General features: G+C 57.4%; 26 protein-coding genes. 11 read left to right on the top strand and 15 right to left on the bottom strand.

The genetic code is table 11. The features are described from left to right. Positions 1-19: 19 nt before the first annotated feature. Positions 20-1,105 carry a polyamine ABC transporter substrate-binding protein gene (locus ACR0BT_RS08910; RefSeq protein ID WP_170398992.1) on the bottom strand — a complete coding sequence of 362 codons (1,086 nt, stop codon included), beginning with the start codon at positions 1,103-1,105 and terminating at the stop codon, positions 20-22. 140 nt (positions 1,106-1,245) lie between these two features. Here ACR0BT_RS08910 and ACR0BT_RS08905 point away from each other — a divergent pair, with 140 nt between their 5' ends. Further along, a complete protein-coding gene (locus ACR0BT_RS08905) occupies positions 1,246-1,929 on the top strand; it encodes a GntR family transcriptional regulator (protein ID WP_170406782.1) in 684 nt (227 codons plus the stop codon). 75 nt (positions 1,930-2,004) lie between these two features. Then, positions 2,005-3,402, top strand: a complete 1,398-nt coding sequence (locus ACR0BT_RS08900) for an aspartate aminotransferase family protein (protein WP_170406785.1) — start codon at positions 2,005-2,007, stop codon at positions 3,400-3,402. A gap of 40 nt (positions 3,403-3,442) precedes the next feature. Here ACR0BT_RS08900 and ACR0BT_RS08895 read toward each other — a convergent pair whose 3' ends face one another. Both ACR0BT_RS08895 and ACR0BT_RS08890 read right to left on the bottom strand, forming a co-directional pair. Next, complete coding sequence (locus tag ACR0BT_RS08895) at positions 3,443-4,759, bottom strand: lytic murein transglycosylase (RefSeq protein ID WP_480762968.1); 1,317 nt, start codon at positions 4,757-4,759, stop codon at positions 3,443-3,445. Positions 4,760-4,829: 70 nt separating this feature from the next. Further along, positions 4,830-5,537 carry a helix-turn-helix transcriptional regulator gene (locus ACR0BT_RS08890; RefSeq protein WP_170425977.1) on the bottom strand — a complete coding sequence of 236 codons (708 nt, stop codon included), beginning with the start codon at positions 5,535-5,537 and terminating at the stop codon, positions 4,830-4,832. A gap of 82 nt (positions 5,538-5,619) precedes the next feature. Here ACR0BT_RS08890 and ACR0BT_RS08885 point away from each other — a divergent pair, with 82 nt between their 5' ends. Together ACR0BT_RS08885 and ACR0BT_RS08880 are read left to right on the top strand one after the other, a co-directional pair. Next, the gene (locus ACR0BT_RS08885) at positions 5,620-6,318 is read left to right on the top strand and encodes a glutathione S-transferase family protein (protein ID WP_480762967.1); all 699 of its coding nucleotides are present in this window, start codon (positions 5,620-5,622) and stop codon (positions 6,316-6,318) included. Then, entirely contained in the window at positions 6,315-6,701 is a 387-nt protein-coding gene (locus ACR0BT_RS08880) for a DUF1801 domain-containing protein (RefSeq protein WP_170406797.1), read from the top strand. Before ACR0BT_RS08885 ends, ACR0BT_RS08880 begins: the two co-directional genes overlap by 4 nt. Here the strand turns inward: ACR0BT_RS08880 and rnr are convergent. The 3 genes from rnr to dapE are packed head-to-tail and all read right to left on the bottom strand — an operon-like array spanning position 6,692 to position 10,726. Next, entirely contained in the window at positions 6,692-8,950 is a 2,259-nt protein-coding gene (gene rnr, locus ACR0BT_RS08875; protein ID WP_480762966.1) for a ribonuclease R, read from the bottom strand. The two genes, ACR0BT_RS08880 and rnr, sit on opposite strands and share 10 nt — an antisense overlap. Before the next feature lie 57 nt (positions 8,951-9,007). After that, positions 9,008-9,583, bottom strand: coding sequence for a TIGR04282 family arsenosugar biosynthesis glycosyltransferase (locus tag ACR0BT_RS08870; RefSeq protein WP_480762965.1), 576 nt, complete (start codon positions 9,581-9,583; stop codon positions 9,008-9,010). Between the two features lie 3 nt (positions 9,584-9,586). Then, the gene (dapE, locus tag ACR0BT_RS08865) at positions 9,587-10,726 is read right to left on the bottom strand and encodes a succinyl-diaminopimelate desuccinylase (protein WP_480562281.1); all 1,140 of its coding nucleotides are present in this window, start codon (positions 10,724-10,726) and stop codon (positions 9,587-9,589) included. 207 nt (positions 10,727-10,933) lie between these two features. Between dapE and ACR0BT_RS08860 the strand changes: the two genes are divergently transcribed. Beyond that, the gene (locus ACR0BT_RS08860; RefSeq protein WP_170514903.1) at positions 10,934-11,992 is read left to right on the top strand and encodes a transporter substrate-binding domain-containing protein; all 1,059 of its coding nucleotides are present in this window, start codon (positions 10,934-10,936) and stop codon (positions 11,990-11,992) included. On the opposite strand, the gene ACR0BT_RS08855 is transcribed toward ACR0BT_RS08860, so the two are convergent. Genes ACR0BT_RS08855 through ACR0BT_RS08845 form a run of 3 tightly spaced genes read right to left on the bottom strand, consistent with a single transcriptional unit; the run spans position 11,989 to position 13,206 of the window. Then, the gene (locus tag ACR0BT_RS08855) at positions 11,989-12,333 is read right to left on the bottom strand and encodes a hypothetical protein (RefSeq protein ID WP_170399025.1); all 345 of its coding nucleotides are present in this window, start codon (positions 12,331-12,333) and stop codon (positions 11,989-11,991) included. The genes ACR0BT_RS08860 and ACR0BT_RS08855 overlap by 4 nt on opposite strands. 37 nt (positions 12,334-12,370) lie before the next feature. Then, entirely contained in the window at positions 12,371-12,964 is a 594-nt protein-coding gene (locus ACR0BT_RS08850; RefSeq protein ID WP_480567966.1) for a TetR/AcrR family transcriptional regulator, read from the bottom strand. Further along, positions 12,964-13,206 carry a hypothetical protein gene (locus ACR0BT_RS08845; protein ID WP_480567968.1) on the bottom strand — a complete coding sequence of 81 codons (243 nt, stop codon included), beginning with the start codon at positions 13,204-13,206 and terminating at the stop codon, positions 12,964-12,966. The genes ACR0BT_RS08850 and ACR0BT_RS08845 overlap by 1 nt, the downstream gene beginning before the upstream one ends. Before the next feature lie 142 nt (positions 13,207-13,348). On the opposite strand from ACR0BT_RS08845, the gene ACR0BT_RS08840 reads away from it, so the two are divergent. Further along, positions 13,349-14,530 carry an aromatic ring-hydroxylating oxygenase subunit alpha gene (locus ACR0BT_RS08840; protein WP_480762963.1) on the top strand — a complete coding sequence of 394 codons (1,182 nt, stop codon included), beginning with the start codon at positions 13,349-13,351 and terminating at the stop codon, positions 14,528-14,530. A gap of 52 nt (positions 14,531-14,582) precedes the next feature. Here the strand turns inward: ACR0BT_RS08840 and dapD are convergent, their stop codons facing one another. The 5 genes from dapD to ACR0BT_RS08815 all read right to left on the bottom strand — a co-directional run bounded on the left by dapD (position 14,583) and on the right by ACR0BT_RS08815 (position 18,725). Continuing rightward, positions 14,583-15,410 carry a 2,3,4,5-tetrahydropyridine-2,6-dicarboxylate N-succinyltransferase gene (gene dapD / locus ACR0BT_RS08835; protein ID WP_170399035.1) on the bottom strand — a complete coding sequence of 276 codons (828 nt, stop codon included), beginning with the start codon at positions 15,408-15,410 and terminating at the stop codon, positions 14,583-14,585. Between the two features lie 92 nt (positions 15,411-15,502). Then, on the bottom strand, positions 15,503-16,468 hold the full coding sequence (gene bioB / locus ACR0BT_RS08830) for a biotin synthase BioB (RefSeq protein ID WP_480762962.1): 966 nt from the start codon (positions 16,466-16,468) through the stop codon (positions 15,503-15,505). Beyond that, positions 16,461-17,048 carry a biotin transporter BioY gene (locus ACR0BT_RS08825; RefSeq protein ID WP_480763040.1) on the bottom strand — a complete coding sequence of 196 codons (588 nt, stop codon included), beginning with the start codon at positions 17,046-17,048 and terminating at the stop codon, positions 16,461-16,463. The genes bioB and ACR0BT_RS08825 overlap by 8 nt, the downstream gene beginning before the upstream one ends. A 121-nt stretch (positions 17,049-17,169) precedes the next feature. Further along, a complete protein-coding gene (locus ACR0BT_RS08820; protein WP_480762961.1) occupies positions 17,170-17,769 on the bottom strand; it encodes a GntR family transcriptional regulator in 600 nt (199 codons plus the stop codon). Between the two features lie 44 nt (positions 17,770-17,813). Continuing rightward, positions 17,814-18,725, bottom strand: coding sequence for a threonine/serine dehydratase (locus tag ACR0BT_RS08815; protein WP_170611365.1), 912 nt, complete (start codon positions 18,723-18,725; stop codon positions 17,814-17,816). A 78-nt stretch (positions 18,726-18,803) separates the two neighbouring features. On the opposite strand from ACR0BT_RS08815, the gene ACR0BT_RS08810 reads away from it, so the two are divergent. After that, positions 18,804-19,646 carry an LOG family protein gene (locus ACR0BT_RS08810; RefSeq protein ID WP_170399048.1) on the top strand — a complete coding sequence of 281 codons (843 nt, stop codon included), beginning with the start codon at positions 18,804-18,806 and terminating at the stop codon, positions 19,644-19,646. A gap of 3 nt (positions 19,647-19,649) precedes the next feature. Then, a complete protein-coding gene (locus ACR0BT_RS08805) occupies positions 19,650-20,747 on the top strand; it encodes a cystathionine gamma-lyase (RefSeq protein ID WP_480762960.1) in 1,098 nt (365 codons plus the stop codon). On the opposite strand, the gene ACR0BT_RS08800 is transcribed toward ACR0BT_RS08805, so the two are convergent. Further along, complete coding sequence (locus ACR0BT_RS08800; RefSeq protein WP_170399056.1) at positions 20,748-21,131, bottom strand: hypothetical protein; 384 nt, start codon at positions 21,129-21,131, stop codon at positions 20,748-20,750. A 157-nt stretch (positions 21,132-21,288) separates the two neighbouring features. Between ACR0BT_RS08800 and ACR0BT_RS08795 the strand changes: the two genes are divergently transcribed. The 3 genes from ACR0BT_RS08795 (at position 21,289) to ACR0BT_RS08785 (ending at position 24,268) form a co-directional block, all read left to right on the top strand. Then, a complete protein-coding gene (locus ACR0BT_RS08795) occupies positions 21,289-22,206 on the top strand; it encodes a DnaJ C-terminal domain-containing protein (RefSeq protein ID WP_480762959.1) in 918 nt (305 codons plus the stop codon). Further along, positions 22,203-22,547: a hypothetical protein gene (locus tag ACR0BT_RS08790; protein WP_170406831.1), complete on the top strand. Its 345-nt coding sequence runs from the start codon at positions 22,203-22,205 to the stop codon at positions 22,545-22,547. Before ACR0BT_RS08795 ends, ACR0BT_RS08790 begins: the two co-directional genes overlap by 4 nt. A gap of 62 nt (positions 22,548-22,609) precedes the next feature. Beyond that, positions 22,610-24,268, top strand: a complete 1,659-nt coding sequence (locus tag ACR0BT_RS08785; protein WP_170425938.1) for a U32 family peptidase — start codon at positions 22,610-22,612, stop codon at positions 24,266-24,268. The last annotated feature ends 2 nt before the right edge of the window (positions 24,269-24,270 follow it).

Here is a 24,270-nt window from a genome sequence, read left to right as displayed (position 1 = left end):
GCCTTGCGCTATGATCAGATCAGGTGCCTGATTTCACTTTGGTCCAGAGACGTGTCACCACCCGCTGGGTCTTTGCCGGATAAGGTGTGGTGATGTAGAGGTTCTGCATGGTCGCATCATCCGGATAGATCGCCGGATCACCGATCACGTCCTCTTCAAGAAACTCCTGCGAGGCCTTGTTGCCGTTGGCGTAGTACACATAATTCGACGCCGCAGCCATGTTGTTGGCATCCAAGATAAAGTTCAGGAACTGGTGCGCGCCTTCGGGGTTTGGTGCGTCGACCGGAATAGCCATCTGGTCAAACCACATCAGCGAGCCTTCCGCAAAGGGATGGTATTCAATTTCCACGCCGTTATCCGCTTCCGCCGCACGGTCGCGTGCCTGCAAGATGTCGCCCGACCAGCCGACAGCAACGCAGATATCACCATTGGCGAGCGCATTGATGTATTCCGAACTATGGAATTTCTGAACATACGGGCGCACACTGGTCAGAATTTCTTCGGTTTTCCCAATTACATCCGTGTCGTGGCTGTCAGGGTCTTCGCCGATATACTGCAGCACCATCGGAATGATCTCAGACGGTGCGTCGAGGAAATGCACCCCACACGAGGCCAGCTTTTCCATGTTTTCGGGCTTGAGCACCAGATCCATGCTGTTAAGCGCAACATCGTCGCCCAGCACTTCTTTGACCTTGCCGACATTCAACCCGATACCTGTCGTGCCCCACATATAGTTGATCGAGTAGGCGTTGTTGGGGTCATACCCGGCGGTTCGTTCCTGGATCACATCCCATAGGTTGCCTGCATTCGACAGCTTGGCGGCATCCAGTTCCTGGAATGCGCCGGCCTGGATCTGGCGTTGTAGGAACGTGCCTGAAGGCACAACCACATCATAGCCTGACCCACCGGCCAGCATTTTTGTTTCCAGAACCTCGTTGCTGTCGAACACATCGTAGATCAGGGTTAGCCCTGTTTCTTCTTCGAATTTGCTCAGCAGATCTTCGTCGATGTAGTCGGACCAGTTATAGACGCGCACTTCTTCAGCAAACGCGGCCGAAGTCCCCAATGCGACGATCGCTGTCATCCCCAGCGTTTTCAGTTTCATATTTTTCTCCCTGCAACTGTGCGGCCATTTTGACCTTTTTTTGGATTTGATCAAGTTTTGCGTTTCACGACGGTTTCACCTATGGTCGGAATAGGTGAAGATTCTGGCAAGACAGAAACACTTGGATTGGGGCAAACCTTTTGGATTTGATCAAAAATAAAGCAGATACACCTCCGGTAGATGAAGAAAAACGCCCAGCGCACGAACAGGTCTATCGGACACTGAAATCCCAGATTCTGTTTGGCGATCTCGTGCCCGGGCAGCCGGTCACGATCCAGGGCCTGACTGATTCGCTTGGTGTCGGCATGACTCCGGTGCGCGAGGCGATACGCCGTCTGATTTCCGACGGCGCGCTCATTTTTCAGGGCAATCGTCGCGTGAGCGTCCCGCTGCTTTCAGCCAACGACATCGAGCAGATGATTTTCGCAAGAATTTCAATAGAAACAGAGCTTTCCAGGCGATCCACAAAGAACATATCTATAACCGAGATCGACTATCTTGAGCAGCTGGATCAACGATTGGACAATATGATCGCGGATGGGGACGTAGGGGGTTACCTGCGTTTGAACCACGCCTTTCACCAATCTCTGTATTCCCATGCGGACGCTCCGATACTTGTTGATCTAGCCGAACGGCTATGGCTACGATTCGGCCCTTCGTTGCGCATCGTTTGCGGTCGCTTCGGCACTCAAAGCCTGCCCGACAGACACAAAGACATTATTGCCGCGCTACGTGAGCGAGATGCAGAAAAGGCCGCGTTAGCAACAGCGCAGGACATTGAGCAGGGTATGGGAATGATGGGCGATGCTTTGCCAAGCACCTAGAAACCAGCGATTCGATTGACAGCATAAAATTTGATCATATTCTATCTGGCAACGACGCTTGCTGGAGAATCCGAGATGTCCACCATCACCAATCACATGCCCACTGCCGAATTGCAGGCGCTGGACGCAGCACACCATTTGCATCCTTTTTCGACCAATGAGGCGCTGGCAGACGAAGGTGTCAGGGTCATCACCCGTGCCAAGGGCGTCTATCTGACCGATAGCGAAGGTCATGAAATTCTGGATGGTATGGCCGGATTGTGGTGCGTAAATATCGGATATGGCCGCGACGAGCTGGCCGATGCAGCCGCACGTCAAATGCGCGAGCTGCCGTATTATAATACTTTCTTCAAGACGACCCATACGCCCGCCATTGCGCTGGCTGCAAAGCTGGCTGAGCTTGCGCCAGGTGATCTGAACCATGTCTTCTTTGCCGGAAGCGGGTCCGAGGCCAACGACACCAACATCCGTCTTGTGCGCACCTATTGGGCCGAAAAAGGTCAGCCCGACAAGAACATCATCATCAGTCGCAAGAATGCCTATCACGGTTCCTCTGTTGGATCGGCGTCGTTGGGTGGCATGGCAGGAATGCATGCGCAGGGCGGCATTCCAATCCCGAATGTCCACCATATCAACCAGCCAAATTGGTGGGCGGAAGGCGGCGATATGAGCCCGGAGGAATTCGGCCTTGCCCGCGCGCGCGAGCTGGAAGAAGCCATTCAGGAACTGGGCGAAGATCGCGTCGCTGCCTTTATCGCCGAACCTGTGCAGGGCGCAGGCGGCGTGATAATCGCACCCGACACATATTGGCCTGAAATTCAGCGCATCTGCGACAAGTACGATATACTGCTGATCGCGGATGAGGTGATCTGCGGGTTTGGCCGAACCGGCAACTGGTTCGGCTCGCAAACCGTCGGGATCAAACCGCATATCATGACAATCGCCAAGGGCCTTAGCTCAGGCTATGCACCTATTGGCGGATCGATCGTCTGCGACGAAGTCGCCCGTGTCATCAGCGCCACCGAGTTCAACCATGGCTACACCTATTCCGGCCACCCGGTTGCCGCAGCAGTTGCGCTCGAAAATCTGCGCATCCTCGAAGAAGAAAACGTCGTCGATCATGTGCGCAACGTGGCCGCGCCCTATATGAAAAAGAAATGGGACGCATTGGTCGAGCATCCGCTGGTCGGAGAGGCAAAGATCGCAGGCTTGATGGGGTCCATCGCATTGACGCCTGAAAAGGCAAGCCGAGCCAAGTTCGCATCAGATCCCGGCACGATCGGATATATCTGCCGCGAACATTGCTTCAAAAACAATCTGATCATGCGTCATGTGGACGACCGCCTGGTCATCTCTCCGCCGTTGGTCATTACCCCGGCCGAAATCGACGAGATGTTCGTGCGCATTCAAAAATCGTTGGATGATGCGTTGGTTGAAATCAACGAAAAAGGTCTGATGAAGCCTGCGTCCTGATCATTAGATCATGGGCGACCCAATTGGGTCGCCCTGATTATCAGCGCATCCTTTCCAGCAGGCCGAGCGACGGGTATCCATCCGGGATCAACCCCTGAGCAACCTGAAACGCGCGCACCGCGTTAATCGTATTTGGCCCGGTGCGCCCATCGATCCCTTGTGTATCGAAGCCCGCCTGAGTCAGCCGACGCTGTAGTTCTTTCTTTTCAGTAAAGCTTAATACGCGATCGCCACGCGGCCAATCGGCCTCAAACGGAGAGCCTCCTGCAAGCCGGTCGGACAGATGCCCGATGCCGATCACATAGGCATCGGCGCCGTTGTAGGCCTCGATCACTTTGAAATTATTGAAGATCATCAGGGCGACACCCCGACCACCCGCCGGTAACAAGATTGCTGCTTGCCCGTGATCGGGCACTGCCTTGCCCGAGTAAGCAAGAACCCCACGGGCCGCCCATTCCGACGGCATCAGAGTGAAATCTCGCCGCGCATTGGCGTAGTCAAAGTCGGATGGTAGTTGCACTTCGACCCCCCAAGGTTGGCCTTTGGTCCATCCATGTTTTGCCAAATAGGAAGCAGCTGATGCTAAGGCATCAGTTGGATTATCCGACCAGATCTCACGACGCCCATCTCCATCGAAATCAACCGCGTAATCAAGAAACGAGGTCGGCATGAACTGTGTATGCCCCATCGCCCCAGCCCAACTGCCTACCATATTCTCAGGGTCGACATCCCCTGCCTGCAGTATCTGCAACGCGGCGATCAGCTGTTCCTCAAAAAAGCTTGCTCGTCGAGCATCAAAGGCCAAAGTCGCCAGCGACCGAATGGTTTGCTTGCTTCCTCGGTAGGTGCCGAACGAAGTCTCAAGCCCCCAGATCGCGGTCACGACCTCTTTTTCGACGCCGTACCGGGCTTCGATCCGGGTCAAAGTCTCTTGGTGCTTGTCTAGTCCAACACGACCGTTGGAAATCCGCGTTTTTGAAACCGCTCCGTCCAGATATTCCCAGATCGGTTTGGAAAACTCCGCCTGATTGCGATCGCGTTTGATGATGTCACTGTCATAGGTCACCCCAGCCAACGCCCGATCCAGCGTATTGACCGAGATGCCCTGCTCTTGCGCCCGCTTGCGAAATGCCCCCAGCCAAGCCTGAAATCGGGCATTCCCGTCTGCTGATACACGTTGCACCTCGACCTTAGGCCGCAGCACGGGCCGTACCGAGACCGTCACGTCCGCCGAGGCCAGTTGCACATTGTCGACCATAGGTCGGGCCAGAGGCCGTATCGAATTTTCTGTTGTATCCGCCTGCACGATGGATGCCCATAATGCGGCGGTCATAACGCCACCTACACACTTACGCATTCCGTTTTATCCTGATTACTGCTCGGAGCCGATGATAGCGCACAATCGGGATTTCTCAAAACGCAGAACGTCAGGTTTCCTGATCCTGTTCCTCACGTTCCGCGCGAATACGCGCAATGGCATCACGCAACAGCGATACGCGATTGGGTCGGAAGCTATCCTCGGTCACATCCATGCCCTGCATACGATCCAGCCGAAACACTCGGAAATCTTGTCGCAGGTGGCACCAACTCAGCAATACGCTGGCACGGTCCATATAGACGATGCTCAGCGGATTGACCCGACGACGGGTGTCTGCGCCTTTGGCATCGGTATAGGCGAACTCGATCACGCGTTCGTCCCACGCGGCTTGGCGCAGTTCGGCGACATCGATGGTTGGCACGGCCGGCCTGTCAAATCGCGTGGCGGTCAAAACGGCGTGGCTCAATCGGTGCGACTGGCGCTGCGGCAACCGGCCCTGCAGCTTGCGTAGGGCCGCGCTTGCGGCATCCGACAGCGCCGGGTCACCAATCAGCTGCACCTCGCGCAAGCCCAGAACCAACGCTTCAAGCTCATCATTGGTAAAACCCAGCGGCGGTAGGGTCGCATCCTCGATTAGGGTGAACCCGAACCCGGCCTCTCCGTCGATTATCGCCCCGAGGCCACGCAATGCATCGATATCCCGGTGCACTGTGCGCGGCGAAACGCCTAAATCCTGCGCCAATTGAACCGACGTTCTGGGCGAGGGGCCAGATCTTAGGGCCTGCATCAACTGAAAAAGACGGGCGGTGCGGGACATAGTATAGTCTACTCTAAGCCTAATGTCAGAATCTGTCATCAGTCCGGCGTATCCATCAGGCGTCCCAACTATGGAGCTGATGATGCTGACCCTTCTCACCTTCCCCTCCGCCTTTGGCCTGTTCAGCGCCAGCCCATTCTGTGTGAAAACGGCCCTGATGCTTCAAAACGCGGGCCTGCGCTGGCAACGGTCCGATCTGCTGGATCCACGCAAGATGCCACACCAGAAGCTGCCGGTTCTGCGCACGCCTGAACGTCTGATTCCGGACAGCGACCTGATCCGCGACTGGCTTGAGGCTCAGGGGGCCGATTTCGATGCTGGCCTGACTGACCTGCAAAAGGCCCAGTCCCGCGCGCTGATCCGCATGGCCGAGGAACATCTGTACTTCCATGTCGTCCAGGACCGTTGGGCCAATGATGAGGTTTGGCCAATTCTGCGCGATACTTTCTTTACCGTCATTCCCGCATTGATCCGCAAGCCGGTTTCGAATTCGATCCGGAAATCCGTTCTCAAGGGGCTCGCGTTTCAAGGTGTATCCCGCTTTTCGCCCGTCGAACGACAAGACCGGCTGGAGCGCGACTTTGAGGCGATCTCGGCCTATCTTTGGCAATCGCCTTATCTGATGGGAGAGAAACCTACCTCGGCGGACATGAGCGTCGGTCCAATGCTGGCGGCGATGCGCGCGACACCATCAGACACCCCCCTGACCCGTCGGATTAAACAAGATAAGCTGCTCAACAGCTATATCGACCGAATGGAGCAGGCGATCCCGCTATCATGACAGCCTTTGAGGACAAAAAAGTCGCTGCAGCCTATGAGGCGCTACCGGAAGAGACGCGCAATGGGGCACTAGCGCTGCGCGAGTTGATCTTCGAAACTGCGGCCTCTCTGCCACGCGCTCAGCCTCTGGAAGAAGCGTTGCGATGGGGCCAGCCCGCCTATCTGGCGCCCAAAGGCTCGACGATTCGTTTGGGCGGACACAAGGCGGCTTGCTTTGCGTTGTTCGTACACTGCCAAAGCCGACTGATGGGGGATTTTACCTCCGCCTTTCCTGGCGAGGATCGGATCGACGGCAATCGCGCGATTCTGTTCGACCGGCCCGATCAGATTGATCCTACGCGCCATGGCTGGCTGATTGCGCGCGCGCTTACTTATCACCTCTGACGGCGTTTGCGTTCGACCTTGCGCTTGATCTTGTCCTTCTTGCGCTTGGTGCTGGCGGCCTTGCGCCGCGTTCCGCGCTTGGCGGGGCCACGGCCGCGCGGCAGCGCCTGATCATCGATGGACAGCAACTCCAATTCCAATCCGCCCGTCACCGGCGTCGCCTCGGTCAACCGCACCGTGACACGCTGGCCAATGGCGATGATCAGCCCGGTGTCCGAGCCCATCAGCGTCCCGGCCTCTCGGTCGAAATGGAAAAACTCTCGCCCCAGCGAACGCACTGGAACCAGACCGTCCGCTCCGGTCTCGTCCATCTTCACGAAGGCACCGAACCGGGCAATACCGCTGATCCGGCCAGAAAACTCATTGCCGACCCGCTCGCTGAGATAGGCCGCCAGATAGCGATCAGTCGTATCGCGCTCGGCCATCATCGAGCGGCGCTCGGTATCCGAGATATGGGTTGCCGTTTCTTCCAACCGTGCAATCTCATCCTCGGTCAAACCGTCCTTGCCCCAGCCATGGGCTGAGATCAGCGCGCGATGCACGATCAGATCAGCATAGCGCCGGATGGGAGAAGTGAAATGCGCATAGTTCCGCAGAGCCAGCCCAAAATGGCCGAAATTTTCGGGGTTGTAATAGGCCTGCGCCATCGACCGCAGGGTCGTCAGGTTGATCAGCTCCGCATCCTCGGTACCAGCGGCGGCGTTTAGCAGCGCGTTCAGATGTCGGGTCTGCAATACCTTCCCTTTGGCGAGGTTTAATCCCGCCGCCTGCGCCGTCTCTCTCAGGCTTTCCAGCTTTTCGGGCGCGGGCTCTTCGTGGACGCGGAACAGCAGCGGGCGGCGTTTGGTGATCAGGGTCTCGGCAGCGGCGACATTGGCGAGGATCATGAATTCCTCGATCAGCTTATGCGCATCCAGCCGGTCACGGAACGCGACGCTGGTCACCTCACCCGCATCGCTGAGTACGATTTTGCGTTCAGGTAGGTCCAGCTCCAGCGGCTGCCGCACGGAACGCGCCTTTTTCAGCGCAGCATAGGCGGCGTAAAGCGGATTCAGCACCGTATCCAACAGCGGCCCGGTGCGGTCGTTCGGGTTGCCGTCGATCGCCTCCTGCGCCTCGTTATAATTCAGCGAGGCGGCAGAGCGCATCAGAGCCCGTACAAAACGGTGGCCGATCTTGTTGCCTTCGGCATCAATCTGCATCCGAACCGCGATACAAGCGCGCGGCACGCCTTCGTGCAGGGAGCATAGATCGCCGGACAGGCGATCCGGCAGCATCGGCACTACGCGGTCCGGGAAGTAACTGGAGTTGCCCCGCTTGCGTGCCTCGCGATCTAGCGCCGTACCGGGTTTCACATAGGCGGCGACGTCAGCTATGGCGACCCAGATCACATGGCCACCCGGGTTCTTGGGATCGTCATCGGCATGGGCATAGCAGGCGTCGTCGTGGTCCCGTGCATCCGCAGGATCGATGGTCAGCAAGGGCATATCCCGCAGGTCTTCACGCCCTTTCAGTCCAACGGGTTTGGCCTTGTCGGCTTCTTCGATTACCTTGTCCGGGAAATCGTCGGGAATACCGTGTTGGTGAATGGCAATCAACGAGACAGCCTTGGGCGCGGTCGGATCGCCGAGCCGTTCAACAATACGCGCACGCGGCAGACCCATGCGGTTCTTGGGTCCGGCCTGTTCGGCCTCAACCAACTCACCATCCTTGGCCCCCAGAACGGCCCCGTCCGCGACCAGCCATTCTGTCTGACTAGCCTTGTCGATGGGCACGATCCGCCCGCCTTCGGCCCCTTTGCGGAAAATGCCGACGATCTTGCGCGGGTTGGTGCCGATGCGGCGGATCAAGCGGGCTTCGTAATTGTGATCTTCCTCATGCACCACGGTCAGGCGGGCCAGAATGCGGTCACCCTCACCCAGCGCCGGATCGCTGGCACGCGTTACGAGCAGAACGATGGGCTCGACCCCCTCTCCGTGCCATTCCAACGGGCGCGCAAACAGGTCGCCATCTACGTTCGGGGCCTTCACCTGCAACACGCTGACCGGCGGCAGACGATCCGGATCGCGATAGCTGCGGTTGCGTTTTTCCAGATGGCCGTCGGCCTCAAGTTCTTTCAGGATACGCTTCAGATCGATCCGATCCGCGCCTTTGATGCCAAAAGCCTTGGCGATATCACGTTTCGAGGTCAGGGTAGGGTTCGCCGAGATCCAGTCGAGGACCTCTTGCTTGGTCGGAATGCGTGTCATGAGTTTGGCCTAGCACGGGCATGCGACCGCGTCATGGTCAAAAAGCGGTGCCTCATGTCAGCCGTGCAGATCGGCCACGGTATCCACATCGCGCAGATTATCCAGCAACGCTACTCGGCACCCGCGAACCGAATTCAGTGTGTCTTCCAACGCGTGTTCCGTTGACCAGCGCACATCGCGGAATAACCCTGAGGGCAGCGCCCCATAGCGCTGCGCACCGACCAGCCAATAGCCGCCATCCGGGGATGGCCCGAACACCATCTCAGCCCGGCCCAACGCGCGAAAGGCCCGCGCAATGTGACCCCTTGTGATGCCGGGAATATCCGCACCGATCAGGCACACCGGACCATCGGGAGCACCGCGCAACATCCGCCCCATACGATCGCCCAGATCTCCGCGCCCCTGAGGCTTCCGGGGTAAATCAACAGGCCAGACCCGACTGTTCATTCCCTCCCTATCCGGAGAGACCGCCAGTACAATCTGCCAGCGCGGATCGCGCAAACGCAGGATCAGGGAACACGTTTGGTGCCGAAACCACCAAGCAGCCCCAACCATGCCGATATTGCGCCCCAAACGGGTCTTGACCCGCCCTGGACGTGGCTCTTTCACCATGATGACCAGCGTTTTCTGCATGGATCAGGCGAAGTAATCCGTCAGAATACGGGTGTAGATCGCCTTGAGTTGATGAATTTGCGCCACTTCGACACATTCATCGACCTGATGCATGGTGTGCCCGACCAGACCAAACTCGACCACCGGGCAATGATCTTTGATGAAGCGGGCATCCGAGGTCCCGCCGGTGGTCGAAAGCTCGGGGCGGATATTTGTTTCTGCTTCGACAGCGCAAGCTACCAGATCAGACAATGCCCCCGGAGGGGTCAGAAAGCTTTCACCCGAAATCTTGATCCGGGTCTCGACATCGACGCCGAACGCCTCGGCAACGGCGGCTGCCTCGGATTGCAACCAATCGCTCAAACTGGCCCCGGAATGCAGGTCATTGAACCGGATGTTCACTGTCCCAGAACATTGCGCCGGTATCACATTTGTCGCCGGATTACCGGTGTCGATCGTGACAACCGCCAAGGTCGAGGCGTCAAAGTGGTCTGTCCCCAGATCCAGTTCGTGGCTGGCCAGCCGATCCATCAGCCGCGCCATCGCGGGCACCGGGTTCTTTGCCCGATGCGGATAGGCCGAATGCCCCTGCACTCCGGTCACAGTGAACCACGCGGTCATCGAGCCGCGCCGACCGATCTTCATCATTTCGCCCATCGTGTTCGGACAGGTGGGTTCGCCCACCAGACAAACCGACATCCGCTCATCCGTTGCGGCCATGTGATCCAGTAAAGCAACAGTGCCATCCAGTGCGTCGCCTTCTTCATCACCTGTGATCGTCAGGATCACCGCCCCATCCGGGGGCGTGTCACGCACAAAATCGATAGCCGCTGCCGCAAATGCTGCCACGCCCGATTTCATATCCGTCGCGCCCCTGCCGTACATCACCCCGTCCCGGACCTCAGCGCCGAAAGGGGGCATGGTCCAGGCCGCCTCATCCCCTACCGGAACTACATCCGTATGCCCGTTAAAGCCAAAGCTGCATGCATGACCCTTCTGCCCCCATCGGGCGAAGAGGTTGCAGATTCCACCACGATCTACGCGAGTGCAATAAAATCCGACCTCCTCCAGCACTTGCTGCAGCAAGACCAAAGCCCCGCCTTCATCGGGTGTGACCGATGGGCAACGGATCAGATTTGCTGTCAGCTCAACTGGATCGGTCATATTGGGCCTCTTGTCCTTAGGGGTGCCTGTGTTCGTGCACAGATTCAACGAATTGCCCGGATTGCCAACCCCGAATAGTCGAATTCCGAGACCGAATGCCCAAGCGGCTTGATTTTGCACCCCAACAAAACATGAGCGTTGACCCAGCGGCTGCCTTGCCGCGCTGCCCTTAAGTGAGTTAGAGGGCCGCGAAACAGGTGATTCCACATGAAGCGTGTCTTCTTCGCATTGATCTGCCTGACTTTCGCGACTCTTGCGCAGCAAAGCCAGGCCCAGTCTCTTACGGTTACAACGGTAACCCGTCCTCCGTTCTCATTTGTCGAGGACGGTGCCCAGACCGGTTTCTCGATGGATCTTCTGGCGGCACTGTCTGAATCGCTCGGCTGGAAATACTCGATCAACCGCGTCGAGACATTTGGAGAAATGTTGGGCGCGGTTCAGGATGGCTCTGCCGATCTGGCGATCGCTAATATATCGATCACCGCCTTGCGCGAAACCCGAATGGATTTCACACAACCGATATTTGAGGCCGGATTACAGATCATGGTCCCGTCAGAGGCCGCTCGCCAGCCATCGCTGTTGCACGCTTTGCTGTCTCGGGAATTGTTCATCGCCATCGGGCTGGCCTTTGCGATCCTGCTTGGTGGCGGCATGCTGATGTGGAGTTTTGAGAAACGCGCGCAGCCCTACTTTGATCGCAAATTGAATGAGGCGTGGTTCCCGTCGTTCTGGTGGGCCCTCAACCTGGTGGTGAACGGTGGCTTTGAAGAGCGGATGCCGCGCACCCCGTTTGGCCGCCTGTTGGGTGTAGTACTGGTGGTGTCATCCCTATTCATCGTCTCCGTTTTCACGGCCCGGATCACCTCGGTGATGACGGTGGACGCAATCACCGGCAGCGTCAATTCGGTCAACGACCTTTACGGCAAACAGGTCGGGACGATTTCCGATTCAACCGCCGCCAGTTTTCTGAACCGGCGCGAGATCGACTATACCGGCTATGGCGATCTGCAGGACATGTTGAACGCGTTTGAGAATAAGGATTTGGATGCGGTCGTTTTCGACGCTCCGATCCTGTCCTATTATGCAAGCCACGAAGGGCGCAGAATGGCGACAATGACCGGGGGCATCTTCCTGCGTGAAAACTATGGGATCGCATTTCCAACCGGATCGCCATTGGTCGAAGACGTCAATCAGGCGCTGCTGTCCCTGCGCGAAGACGGCACCTATGACGAAATCTATCGCAAGTGGTTCGGGGTAAGAAACTAAGCAGTTTCCTCGTCGCCGAAGAATGGCGTCATCTGTGCCACGATAACCGCGTTTTCATCCAGCGCCCGTTGCATCAATGCCCGCTCATCCGGATCGATATCATGTCCTTGCGCCTCACGCTCGGCCAGGGTGCCATAGCCGGTGACATCCAGCGGTGCAGTATCGGCCTGCTTCAGGATCGCTACTGTCTCGCGCACGGCTTCGGCCTCGTCCACGCCGCTGGCAAAACACATCAACGCCGCCCCGGTCGCGCCTTCGGGCAGGCCGTCGCCATCTTTGCGACCGATCTGAACCAACAACGTATAGACTTGCTGGCGCGAAGGTTTTTTCTGCTTTTCCATAGTGCCCGCAATACGCTGGCCCGATGGCACGGTCAACTCAGTCGCAGGTGCTGTCGTGTAGGTGGTCCAACAGCATCTGCGCTGCCACGCGCTGCGTGTCGCGCCATTCCGCCCGGGGTCGCAATGGCATCACAGCATCCGTATTGAAATAAATTGCGGACATACCCGCTGCCACGGCTTGGACCCCTTGCATATTGGCAGCAGGCAGTTCGTTCATGATTTCAGCAGCGATCCTTGCCTCGAAGTCATAGACAAACCCAAGCAAGGGTTCTCGCAAATCCGCGTGTCTTTCTGAGGCTGCGACCAAAGCGGCAAAAACCGCAGCACTTTCCGAAGAATAGGTGCCGCGTCCGAACAAAGCGTCCAGCATCGCTGCAACCCGACTAGCGCACGGCAGAGTGTCGAAGAGCGCCTCAACTTGATCCGCGAAGACTTTCAGGACGTGATCCAGCAGCTTGCGAACCATCTCATCCCGGTTGCCCAGATAGTGGCGCAGCAATGGCCGCCCGACGCCCGCCTCTTCTGATATGCGCGCCAGGGTCGAGCCATCCAGCCCGTACCGCGCGACACAACGCATAAATGCGTTCAGGATTTGCTCGGATCTGGCGTCTTTCATACTGGGACGGGGCATCAGAATCCGTTCGAAACTGGTGGAAAAACATCCGCCAGAACGTAGAGAACGCCCAAACCGATCCACAAAACCGTCAGCGACCAGAACAGTGCCGGATCTGTCGCACGGTTTATCGGTTCGATCAAGAAGGCCTGCCCCGAGCGCACCGCCAAGAGCCCCCAAAATATGAACAACAGACCCCAAAGGCCGTAATACCCGGCGAAGGTCGAGACAAGAAGCGCCGCCAGAATTAGCAGTGTCATCCACCTTTGATTCCTCAGGGTTTGAATAAAAGTCATCCTGCCTCCAAGCGGGTTCAGAAAAATCTTAAGGTGAAATCTGGACATTCGAAGGTTTATTGTCAATATTGATGATTATCATTTTTGACAATAAACGGACTCGACAATGCCGCCTGACGCACTTCCGGATCAACCCAAGCAACAACTGCCGCGTGAGGCATATGTCTCGGACAGTTGGTATGAGGCCGAACAGAAAACCCTGTTCAGCAAGTGCTGGAGTTTTGCCGGCGTGACTATGGATTTCACCGAGCCTGGCGATTTCAGGACGATTCAGGCCGGGGCCTACGCTCTGATCGTCATAAGGGACGCAAATGGCGACTTGCGCGCCTTCCACAACCAATGCCGCCATCGCGGAACCGAGTTGTTGGAAGGCTGTGGAAACGCAGGCAAAACCATTGTCTGCCCTTATCACAACTGGGTCTACAATCTGGATGGCGCTTTGCGCGGAGTACCAGCCCAGCGCGAGTGCTTTCCGGACCTGGACAAGAAGGCAACCGCGTTGTTCGGTGCCTCAGTCGGTGTCTTCCGCAACCTTGTTTTTGTTCACCCAGAACCGGATCAAAGCTTTGACGCGTGGCTTGGCGATCTGGCTCAAAAACCTTGGCCTCATGATCTGGCATCAAGCGAGCTACAAGAGAACCCCGACGACGTTGTCTATGAGATCAACTGCAATTGGAAGGTCTTCTTTGAAAATGCAATAGACGGCTATCATCTGGCCTATCTGCACAAAGACACGTTGGGCGGGCCAACCCATGACAAGAATCTATGGGAGGTTTTTGGCCAAAACATGGTTTGGTGGTCGACCGAGCGCGAAGGCGTCAAACATCGTATCCCTCAGTTTGTTGAAAACTCGGCCAAAGGGTCCGGCCTGAAAACGGTACGGAATGCCGAAACGCCGGGCTATGGCGGGGTCTACATGCTGTTTCCGACCACGATCCTGACGCCAAACCCCTGGGGGTTTTCGATATCGACCATGGAACCGGCCGACGCCAACACAACACTTCTGCGGGTCAGAAACTGGTCACCTAAAGGCTGGTTCACCTATACGCATCGCGCGGCGGACATACCCGGATACGACCCGGAATCCGGTCGGATCAAATCCTCTCACTGGACCCAGCACCCACTGGAGACGGGGGATTTTCAGACCGAGGATGTCTGGGTGTGCGAAAAGATGCAGCGCGCCCTTCAATCGCCACGATATCAAGTCGGCCCTCTGGCCAAAGGGGCCGGAGGTGAGGCGGCGATTGATTTCTTTCAGCAGAAAGTGCTGGAGTTCATGCCAAAATAAGAAAGGCCGCAGAGCATGCACTCTGCGGCCTATTCAGACTGAAACGACGGGATCAGTCGCGCAGTAGCTCATTGATCCCAGTTTTCGAACGGGTCTTTTCATCGACGCGCTTCACGATGACCGCGCAATACAGGCTTACATTGTTCTTGGACGGCATCGAACCCGCAACAACCACCGAATAGGGCGGAACCTCGCCATACATGACTTCACCGGTTTCGCGGTCCACGATCTTGGTGGATTTACCGATGAATACGCCCATGCCCAGAACCGAACCCTCGCGGACGATGCAGCCTTCGACCACTTCCGAACGCGCACCGATAAAGCAGTTGTCCTCGATAATGGTCGGACCGGCCTGCATCGGCTCCAGTACGCCTCCAATGCCGACGCCGCCCGACAAGTGCACGTTCTTGCCGATCTGCGCGCAGGAACCAACGGTGGCCCAGGTATCAACCATCGTGCCTTCATCGACATAAGCACCAAGGTTGACGAACGAGGGCATCAGCACCACACCAGGTGCGACATAGGCCGACTTGCGGACCACACAGTTTGGCACGGCGCGGAACCCTGCCGCGCGCCACTGGTTCTCTCCCCAGCCAGCGAACTTGCTGTCGACCTTATCCCACCAGCCGCCGTCTTGCGGGCCTCCGGTCTGGATTTCCATGTCCTTGATGCGGAACCCCAGCAGAACTGCTTTTTTCGCCCACTGGTTCACGTGCCAATCACCACTGTCGAGCTTTTCAGCCACCCGCAGCGAACCGCTGTCCAGCGCGCTCAGCGTGTCTTCGATTGCTTCTCGTTGCTCGCCGGTGGTCGCAGGGGTGATTGTGTCACGTACTTCCCAGGCGGCTTCGATGGCGGCTTCCAGTTGCGCATTGGACATGGGGCGTCTCCCTAGAGAATCTGTTCACGTTGATGTGGCCTATACGCAAGCGAGACCCATGGCGCAATGCGACGCGGATACCTCGGTTTGCGTCAATCATCGGTAAGTGCGCTGAGTGCGGCAAACATATCCCGGTCATTTTGGGTTCCGGCATTGGGTGCGGTCAGCAACACATCGCCGTAGAAAACCGAATTTGCACCAGCCAGAAAGCACAAAGCCTGCTCGGCAGTTGAAAAATCCGACCGCCCTGCGGACATACGCACCCGTGTTTGCGGCATTGTGATCCGCGCGGTCGCAACCATGCGCACCAGATCAAAAATGCCCACCTTTTCTAGATGCGCCAGCGGCGTGCCTTTGATCGGGATCAGCGCGTTTATCGGTACGCTTTCGGGATGCGGGTCGAAATTCGCAAGAACCTGCAACAGCGAGGCACGATCCCGCAGGCTTTCACCCATACCGATAATGCCGCCGCAGCACAGATCAATGCCTTCGTCCCGGCAATAGCTGAGGGTCTCAAGACGATCCTGATAGGTACGAGTTCCAATAATCTCGCCATAGAATTCCGGCGAAGTATCCAGGTTATGATTGTACGCCGTAAGTCCCGCCTCGGCCAATCGTTTGGCCTGATGTGGCTTGAGCATGCCCAGGGTGACGCAAGCCTCCATGTCCAGATCGCGCACGCCCCGCACCATGTCCAGCACATTGTCGAATTCTTCGCCGTCGCGCACCTGACGCCATGCAGCACCCATGCAAAACCGTTCAGCCCCCGCATCGCGCGCCCGTTTGGCAAGCGAGATGACATGCGCAGGGTTCATGAGCTTTTCCTTGGTCAGCTCGACCTCGCGATGATGAGCGGATTGCGGGCAATAGGCGCAATCCTCGGGACAGCTTCCGGTTTTTATCGACAGCAGGCTGGCTTTTTGGATGTCGTTTGGATCGTGATATGTCCGGTGAACTACATTTGCGCGACCTACCAGATCCAACAGTGGGAGGCGCATCAGCGCCTCCACTTCATCCACGGTCCAATCGCTGCGGATATCTTGCCCGGTATCAAGCATCTGGCTGCGGCCCACGGATTTTCTGCATCAGACCCGTCGGCAGGCCAATCACGAGAACGGCTGCCAATGCAATCTTCACGAGATCACCCAGAATGAAAGGGCTGAAACCGTAAACCAGAACCTTGTCTGCAGGCACGAACTGAGCCAACCAACCCAGACCCAGCGCATAGATCACCGCAAGTCCAGCCAGCATCGCCGGAACCAGAAACAGCTTGCGCAGATTGTCCGCTGCCCATCCAACCATAACCGAAGCGGCGACGAAGCCCAGCAGATAACCTCCGGTTCCGCCCATCATATAGGCCAGCCCAATGCCTTTTTCGGGCGTTCCGGCAAACACCGGCAAACCCACTGCCCCGGCGACCATGTAACCGATCACGGTTGCAGAACCGAGACGCAGCCCAAATGCCGCGGCGATAGCCATGACAGCGGCGACTTGAAGGGTCATGGGCACAGGCCAAAATGGCACCTGGACTTTTGCACTGGCGGTCAAAAGAAGAATACCCAACGCGACACGAAGGATCTGACCCGCAGGGGTTATTACTCCGGCGGCCGGGAGGGTGGATTGCAGAGTGGCTTTCATCGTCATTCTCTTTTTATAGATAATATTACATAGATTCGGAATTGATCATCATTTTTATCTATTAAAAATCAAGTCAAATCTTCTGAGGAGGCACAGATTGTCGTTTCAAAGGCAGAAAGTATCAGCTTGCACGACGGATATGGCGCACAAGTATCGAGGTTGCGGCGGAAACGTCTTTGCTCTTCAGTGCCTGAATGATCGCAGCGTGATCCGTATCGACGCGCTGCACCCATTTGGGCCGCCAATGTGCAAACAGGTGCCTGGCACTGGCAATGTGCAGATCATCGACAGCATGCAAAAGACGGGGCAACCCGCATGGTGTCAGGATGGCACGATGAAACACCCTGTTCCGCGCCTCCCACTGAGGCATGCTCTCTGCCTCATCACACGCCTTTCGTGCATCATCAGCGGCCTTCAGAGCAGGTGGAGTCATGTTTTGCACGGAATGCTGCACTGCCAGCGTTTCCAGCGCGACACGCATTTCGATCACCTCACGCACTTCGGCAGGGTCCAACGCGGTGACGCGCATGCCCTTTCGCGGCTCGCTTTTGGCCAATCCATGCGCCTCAAGCCGCAGCAGTGCTTCGCGCACCGGAACATGGCTGGTCTCAAAGTCGCGCGCGATATGGTCCTGACGCAGCTTTTCACCGGCAGGAAGATCGCCGGTGATGATTTTCTGGCTCAGGGCATTATAGATTGTGTCGGCAATGGTTGCGGTCATGAATTATAGATAAAATCCATGAACAACATCTACAAGCCGTATTCTCAACCCGTTAGCGGATCTGGCGCGATGTTCCCGCCGCAAATCAGCACTGCGACACGCTCACCCGGCTCCGGCTGGTAAGCGCCCGAAATCAGTGCGGCAAGCGCAGCAGCCCCTGCTGGTTCAACCAGTATTCGATGCGTCTGCCACAGAGTATTCTGGGCTTGCGCTATCGCATCATCAGAAACCAGAACCGAACTCATACCTTGGGCCAGCCCAAAGCAAATCTCACCAATTCTCCGTGCGCCCAGTGCGTTCGCTGCAATGCCTGAAACGGAAACATCAACCGGTTCGCCCGCAGCCAACGCCGCATTCAGCGCGCAAGAGGTTTCCGGTTCGACCGCCACGACTTTGCGCGCACCCTGAAACCATGCCAAAGCTCCGGCAATCAGCCCACCGCCGCCCACGGCCACCAATACTGTGTCCGCCTGCAAGCCCTGCGCGTCCCATTCAGCAAAACATGTCCCTTGCCCTGCCACCGTCGCTGGCGCATCATAGGCGTGGATTTGCATGGCGCCGGTGCTTTCCTCATGCGCCTGCGCCATGGTCAGTGCATTGGCGTATTCACCCGAAACAACACTCAGATCAGCCCCGATCCGCTTGATCAGCGCAATCTTGGAGGGACCTGCAAGTTCGGGCACAAAAATCTTCGCTGGGTAGCCCAGTGATTGCGCGGCATAAGCCGCTGCCGCACCGTGGTTGCCACCGGAAGCCGCCACGACGCCTGCCGCGGGCACATCCATGCTGAGCAGGGTATTGAACGCCCCGCGCGCTTTGAAGCTGCCGGTGTGCTGCATATGTTCAAGCTTCATTTCAATCGGATAGCCCGGAATATGGCTTTCCATCACCGGTGTGACCTGCGCGTGTCCGGCAATGCGATCCCGCGCTGCCAATATTTCACTTTTCCAATCCATTCTTGTCTTTCCGTGACTGGCACTCTGCCCGCGAACCCTATAGCTGTTTTGGAAACACGCAAGCAGGGAACCCCGTTTATGAGAGAAGATCGCCTCAGCCCCTTTCGCGACGCACAGACCGACCGCTCGACCGCAAGCGAGGTACCAGATACCCCGCAGACGCGGTCTTCGGCCTATCGCCTTGCCTTCGCTGATGATGACTTCCTGTGCCGGGATGAGCTGCGCCCCGTACGACTGCAGCTGGAGCTGCTGAAGCCCGAGATGATCATGACAGAGCGTGAGATCACCTCGACCATCGTCATGTTCGGTGGCGCGCGCATTCCGGAACCCGCTCAGAAACACACGGCGCGGACCGAGACCTTGGCCGGGCTGTCGAAATACTACGATGAAGCGCGTGAGTTTGCGCGGCTGATGACCGAGAAGTCAAATCAGACAGGCTGCCGCGAAAATGTGATCGTCACCGGTGGCGGCCCCGGCGTGATGGAGGCGGGTAACCGTGGTGCACAGGATGCGGGCGGGTGTTCGATCGGCCTGAACATCGTGCTTCCGCACGAGCAGGCTCCGAACCTATACGTGACGCCTGATCTCAGCTTCAATTTCCACTACTTCGCCATCCGCAAGATGCACTTCCTTATGCGCGCTCGCGCCATCACCATCTTCCCCGGCGGCTTCGGCACCATGGATGAGCTCTTCGAATCCCTGACTTTGATCCAGACCGGCCGCATGGACCGCGTCCCTTTCCTGCTGTTCGGGCGTGAGTTCTGGGAAAAGGTTATCAACTGGGAAGCGCTGGCCGATGCGGGCACGATCTCGGACGAGGATCTTGACCTGTTCCGCTTTGTCGACACTGCGCAAGAGGCAGTCGAGATCATCGAGAACTGGGAACCCGCGCCCCCACGCGATGAAATACCGGGGCGCTGAGCCATGAGCCCGAAGACCGGAGAAATGTTGCACCTGCGCGGGAATGCACTGAACAAGGGCGAGCCTGTGGCCCTGCCGTTGACCCAAAGCAGCATGTACCATCTGCCCGGCGCGCCGGATGGGCATGCCAGCTATGGCCGGGTCGATAACCCGACCTGGGTGCATCTGGAACACGTTCTGTCGCATCTCGAAGATGCACCCTGCCTCAGCTTTCCTTCCGGTATGGGTGCGATTTCGGCGGCCTTGTTTGCGACGGTCCAAGCCGGGTCGCGGCTGCTGATCCCGTCCGACGGGTATTATGTGACGCGCCTTTTGGCTGATCGTTTCCTGTCAAATCTGGGCGTCTCGGTTATCGAACGCCCAACCACCGACTTTGCCGAAGGTGGCTTTGATGAAGTCGATGTTGTGTTTCTGGAAAGCCCCTCGAACCCCGGTCTGGACATGCTTGATCTGCGTGCAATTGCCGAGGCGGTGCGCGAGGCCGGCGGCATCACCATCGCCGACAACACTACGATGACCCCATTGGGCCAGCGCCCACTGGACCTTGGCGTCGATGTGGTTGTGAGTTCAGATACCAAAGCGATGGGTGGGCATTCGGACCTGTTGATGGGTCATTTAGCCAGCCGCGATCCGCAAATCATGGAGCGAGTTGAGGAATGGCGCCGCGTCTCCGGTGCGATCCCGGGGCCAAATGAAGCGTGGTTGCTACATCGGGGTTTGGAGACTCTGGATGTGCGGTTTGATCGGATGTGTAGCTCAGCACAAATACTGGCTGAACGGCTGGCGGCGCACCCGGCCGTGAAACAGATCCGCTATCCTGGACTGACCGATGATCCGGCGCACACATTGGCGACGGCTCAAACCACGCGCTTCGGGTTTCTGCTAAGCATCACGCTTGAGACCGAGAACAAAGCCGAACAGTTCATCAACAGCTGCCCACTGCTGCGTCCGGCTACATCCTTCGGCGGCGTCCACAGTTCGGCCGAGCGGCGCGCCCGTTGGGGGGATGCTGTCGATCCTGCTTTCATCCGCCTGTCCGTGGGGTGCGAACCGGTGGACGAGTTGTGGCAGGCCATCGAGGCCAGTTTAGACGCGATATGACTATTTCTTAGGGTCGCGCAGTTCGGGAAACACGTAGATCGGCAGCACAATACTGCCGATCAGAGCGCCCAACCATACCAGCAAGGTTGCGGCCAACAGATTTGAGATACCGCCAATGGTCAGACCGGATGTGATCAGATCGGTGACCAGAAGGCCAACAAAGGTTACGATCAAGGCAATTCCGCCCTTCAGCGCCGGCGCCTTCTTTTCCCCCAGCTTCAGGATCAGCGGTTCGGCTATCACCTGGACCAGGGTGAACACGACTACCACCACGATGAAGGAAATCGGTCGGATCGCAAACTCTGACAGCAGCAAACTGGCCAAAAGCAGCCCGATGGCGTTCCCAGCCAGCAATGCCAGCACCGATTTGAGCCTGCGCGTCATGGGGTGATCTCCGTCAATGATCAATCTGAAACATCTTAATATTAGCAGAGCTTGACAGATTTACGAGACAATTTAGCCGCCTCTTCTTTTTGACCTGTTGAAATCAATTGATAAAATACCTTCATCAAGGCCAAACCCCACATCGACGAGAGGCAAGATGAGCGACGATCCCTATTCCGTACTTGGCATCGCCAAAGACGCTAGCGATGCCGAGATCAAGAAAGCCTATCGGAAGATCGCCAAAGAATGCCACCCGGACCTCAAGCCGGGCGATGCCGAGGCAGAGGCCAAGTTCAAAGCCGCTGCTGCTGCTTATGACCTGCTGAAAGACCCCGAGACGCGCAAACGCTACGACAATGGCGAAATTGATGCGTCGGGTCAGGAACGTCCGCAGCAGCAGTATTATCGCGAATATGCCGAGGCTGCTGGCAACCCTTATCGCGGTCACGCGGCTGAACAGGACGATATGTCCGACATCTTTGCCGAATTCATGCGCGGGCGGGGTGGATATGGACAGCGCACGCAGGAATTCCATGCACCGGGCCACAACCTGAACTACTCGCTGCAGATCAGCTTCCTGGATGCCGTTTTCGGAGCCAGCCAGAAATTGACCCTGCCAGATGGGAACCGGATTGAAGTGAAGATACCTGCGGGCATCACGACCGGGCAAACCATCCGCCTGCGTGGCAAAGGGGCCCCGGGGTACGGCGATGGGCCTCCCGGCGATGCGCTTGTGACGATCTCGGTTGCCGATCACCCGGTGTTCGACCGTCAAGGCGATGACATCCACATCACGCTGCCCATCACCATTGATGAGGCCGTTCTGGGTGGCAAGGTTCCCGCCCCTACCATCGACGGTGGCGTCAATGTCAGTGTCCCAGCGGGGACCAGCAGCGGCAAAACCCTGCGCCTGCGTGGCAAAGGGGTCAAGAAACGCGGCTCGTCCGAGCGGGGCGATCAGTTCATAGAACTGACCGTCGCAATGCCAGACAAGGTAGACGATGAATTGAAGCACTTCATGGAGACATGGCGCGAAACCCACGGCTATGATCCACGCAAAGGAATGCCGTCATGAGCCGCACATTGACCGAAGCCGAACTGATCGACGCCATCGCCCGCCTGACTTCGGATCGCCTGACCGAATATCTGGCCGCTGAGATCGTGATCCCCGAGCAATCGGAGCAAGGGCTGCGATATCAGCGTATCGACGTTGCTCGTCTGGAACTGGCATGCGAACTGCATGACCAGTACGACATGGAGGCCGATGCACTGTCGATGATGATCTCTCTGATCGACCAGATGCATGGGCTACGCGCCGAACTGCGCGAGGTTTTGAACGCGGTCGAGGCGCAACCGGAACCGGTTCGCCAACAACTGATCGAAGTGATCGGAACAGCGCGATTCCGTCGCAGTTAACGGGGTTTTGGGAGCCGGGATTTTGGCGTAGAAGGCGCCCTTGATCCTAGCCCGGTATCCCCATGACCCAGTCCAGATCCGAATTGCTGATGCCTGCGGGCAATCTGCGTAAGTTGAAACTCGCTATCCTGTATGGCGCGGATGCGGTCTATCTGGGCACACCGGATATGTCGCTGCGCACTAAATCCGAGTTCTCGCTGGAAGAGGTGATCGAGGGGGTCGAGTTCTGCCACAACCATGGCCGGCGCGCGTACCTGACACTGAACCTGTTCTCGCACAATAAGGACATTCCGAAGCTCGATGAATACATCGACACCGTCCGCAAGGTGAAACCCGACGGGTTGATCATCGCTGATCCCGGCGTGTTCCAATACGTCCGCGAACGAGCGCCTGAATTGCCGCTTCATATCTCAACCCAGGCCAATATCTGTTCTTGGCTGTCGGTGAAGTTCTGGCAGGATCAGGGGGCTGAACTTGTGGTGCTGGCCCGCGAAGTCTCCTATCCCGAACTGGTCGAGATTCGCGAAAAATGCCCGGACATCAAGCTTGAGGCGTTTGTGCACGGGGCCATGTGCATGACCTATTCGGGCCGCTGCCTACTGTCGAACTTCATGGCCGAACGCGGGGCCAATCAGGGCAACTGCGCCAATTCCTGCCGCTGGAACTATGGTTTGAAACTGCGTCTGAAAGACGGAACGCATCAGGAGCTGCGCATTACCGATGAAAACGCCGACCTATTCGAATTCCTGCTGGAAGAAGGCTGTCGCCCCGGTGATTTGATGCCCATCGAAGAGGATGATCGGGGATCCTACATCCTCAATTCCCGCGACCTGTGCATCATGCCCAAGCTGGATGAATACTTGAAGATCGGTGTCGACAGTCTGAAAGTCGAAGGGCGCGGCAAATCGGAGTATTATGCCGCCATCGTCGCGCGCGCCTATCGTATGGCCATCGACGACTATCACGCCGACCCCGAGAACTGGGACCCGAAGCCCTATATGCGTGAACTCGAAACAATCGGGAACCGCGGCTACACGCTGGCTTTCCACGAAGGCCGCCTGACCAATTATGCACATGATTACGAACACACAGCCTCGATTGCGCAGTGGGAATATGCCGGGATCGTCACCGAGGTGACCGAGGATGCCTTTCTGGTCGAGGTGAAAAACAAGCTGGAACCGGGGGATGTATTGGATTTCGTCTCTCCGATTTCGCGCGAGACGGTTCTGCTGCGGGTCTATGACTTTGAACGCGCTCATGATGGGGCGCGGCTGAACGTTGTGCATGGCAGTACCAAAACCATGATCCGCCTTCCCTTCACCCTGTTCGATCACGAGGATATCGACGATCTGCGCGCCCGTTTCCCGGTCTACTCCGTCCTGCGCAAAGAACGTGCCCTGACCGACGAACACTGGAGTCGCATTCGGTTTGACAAGCTGGTGCAGGGGCTGGAAACCTCAGGTCGCGACAACCCTAAGGCCTATACCCGCCGTCGTGACGAGCTGGTCGAGAAAATCGGCGAAGACGGCAATGAGCGCCGCTTCAAAACCAATCGTATCGGAACCGAGGGATGTTGCGGCAAAGGCTGCAACGGCTGTTTGATCTTCTGGCAGGATGAGAAATACGCGCTCGCCCGCGAGGTCCTATCCAAACGCAAACAGGGTGAGCAACTCAGTCGTCAGGAAGCGACTGAGCTGAAGCTGCCTGACCCGGCGGCCTGAAG

The organism is Ruegeria sp. CJ6 (assembly GCF_056536665.1).
This window is presented reverse-complemented; position numbering and strand designations above follow the sequence as displayed.

Bases quoted from the DNA above. Each gene is read 5' to 3' on its own strand.
- rnr (WP_480762966.1), bottom strand. From the start codon at position 8,950: ATGACACGCATTCCGACCAAGCAAGAGGTCCTCGACTGGATCTCGGCG.
- dapE (WP_480562281.1), bottom strand. From the start codon at position 10,726: ATGACCGATCCAGTTGAGCTGACAGCAAATCTGATCCGTTGCCCATCG.
- ACR0BT_RS08810 (WP_170399048.1), top strand. From the start codon at position 18,804: ATGAGAGAAGATCGCCTCAGCCCCTTTCGCGACGCACAGACCGACCGC.
- ACR0BT_RS08880 (WP_170406797.1), top strand. From the start codon at position 6,315: ATGACAGCCTTTGAGGACAAAAAAGTCGCTGCAGCCTATGAGGCGCTA.
- ACR0BT_RS08890 (WP_170425977.1), bottom strand. From the start codon at position 5,537: ATGTCCCGCACCGCCCGTCTTTTTCAGTTGATGCAGGCCCTAAGATCT.
- ACR0BT_RS08910 (WP_170398992.1), bottom strand. From the start codon at position 1,105: ATGAAACTGAAAACGCTGGGGATGACAGCGATCGTCGCATTGGGGACT.
- bioB (WP_480762962.1), bottom strand. From the start codon at position 16,468: ATGCTTGATACCGGGCAAGATATCCGCAGCGATTGGACCGTGGATGAA.
- ACR0BT_RS08895 (WP_480762968.1), bottom strand. From the start codon at position 4,759: ATGCGTAAGTGTGTAGGTGGCGTTATGACCGCCGCATTATGGGCATCC.
- ACR0BT_RS08795 (WP_480762959.1), top strand. From the start codon at position 21,289: ATGAGCGACGATCCCTATTCCGTACTTGGCATCGCCAAAGACGCTAGC.
- ACR0BT_RS08855 (WP_170399025.1), bottom strand. From the start codon at position 12,333: ATGGAAAAGCAGAAAAAACCTTCGCGCCAGCAAGTCTATACGTTGTTG.
- dapD (WP_170399035.1), bottom strand. From the start codon at position 15,410: ATGTCCAATGCGCAACTGGAAGCCGCCATCGAAGCCGCCTGGGAAGTA.
- ACR0BT_RS08845 (WP_480567968.1), bottom strand. From the start codon at position 13,206: ATGACACTGCTAATTCTGGCGGCGCTTCTTGTCTCGACCTTCGCCGGG.
- ACR0BT_RS08800 (WP_170399056.1), bottom strand. From the start codon at position 21,131: ATGACGCGCAGGCTCAAATCGGTGCTGGCATTGCTGGCTGGGAACGCC.
- ACR0BT_RS08840 (WP_480762963.1), top strand. From the start codon at position 13,349: ATGCCGCCTGACGCACTTCCGGATCAACCCAAGCAACAACTGCCGCGT.
- ACR0BT_RS08785 (WP_170425938.1), top strand. From the start codon at position 22,610: ATGACCCAGTCCAGATCCGAATTGCTGATGCCTGCGGGCAATCTGCGT.
- ACR0BT_RS08850 (WP_480567966.1), bottom strand. From the start codon at position 12,964: ATGCCCCGTCCCAGTATGAAAGACGCCAGATCCGAGCAAATCCTGAAC.
- ACR0BT_RS08805 (WP_480762960.1), top strand. From the start codon at position 19,650: ATGAGCCCGAAGACCGGAGAAATGTTGCACCTGCGCGGGAATGCACTG.
- ACR0BT_RS08885 (WP_480762967.1), top strand. From the start codon at position 5,620: ATGCTGACCCTTCTCACCTTCCCCTCCGCCTTTGGCCTGTTCAGCGCC.
- ACR0BT_RS08815 (WP_170611365.1), bottom strand. From the start codon at position 18,725: ATGGATTGGAAAAGTGAAATATTGGCAGCGCGGGATCGCATTGCCGGA.
- ACR0BT_RS08870 (WP_480762965.1), bottom strand. From the start codon at position 9,583: ATGCAGAAAACGCTGGTCATCATGGTGAAAGAGCCACGTCCAGGGCGG.
- ACR0BT_RS08820 (WP_480762961.1), bottom strand. From the start codon at position 17,769: ATGACCGCAACCATTGCCGACACAATCTATAATGCCCTGAGCCAGAAA.
- ACR0BT_RS08900 (WP_170406785.1), top strand. From the start codon at position 2,005: ATGTCCACCATCACCAATCACATGCCCACTGCCGAATTGCAGGCGCTG.
- ACR0BT_RS08825 (WP_480763040.1), bottom strand. From the start codon at position 17,048: ATGAAAGCCACTCTGCAATCCACCCTCCCGGCCGCCGGAGTAATAACC.
- ACR0BT_RS08860 (WP_170514903.1), top strand. From the start codon at position 10,934: ATGAAGCGTGTCTTCTTCGCATTGATCTGCCTGACTTTCGCGACTCTT.
- ACR0BT_RS08790 (WP_170406831.1), top strand. From the start codon at position 22,203: ATGAGCCGCACATTGACCGAAGCCGAACTGATCGACGCCATCGCCCGC.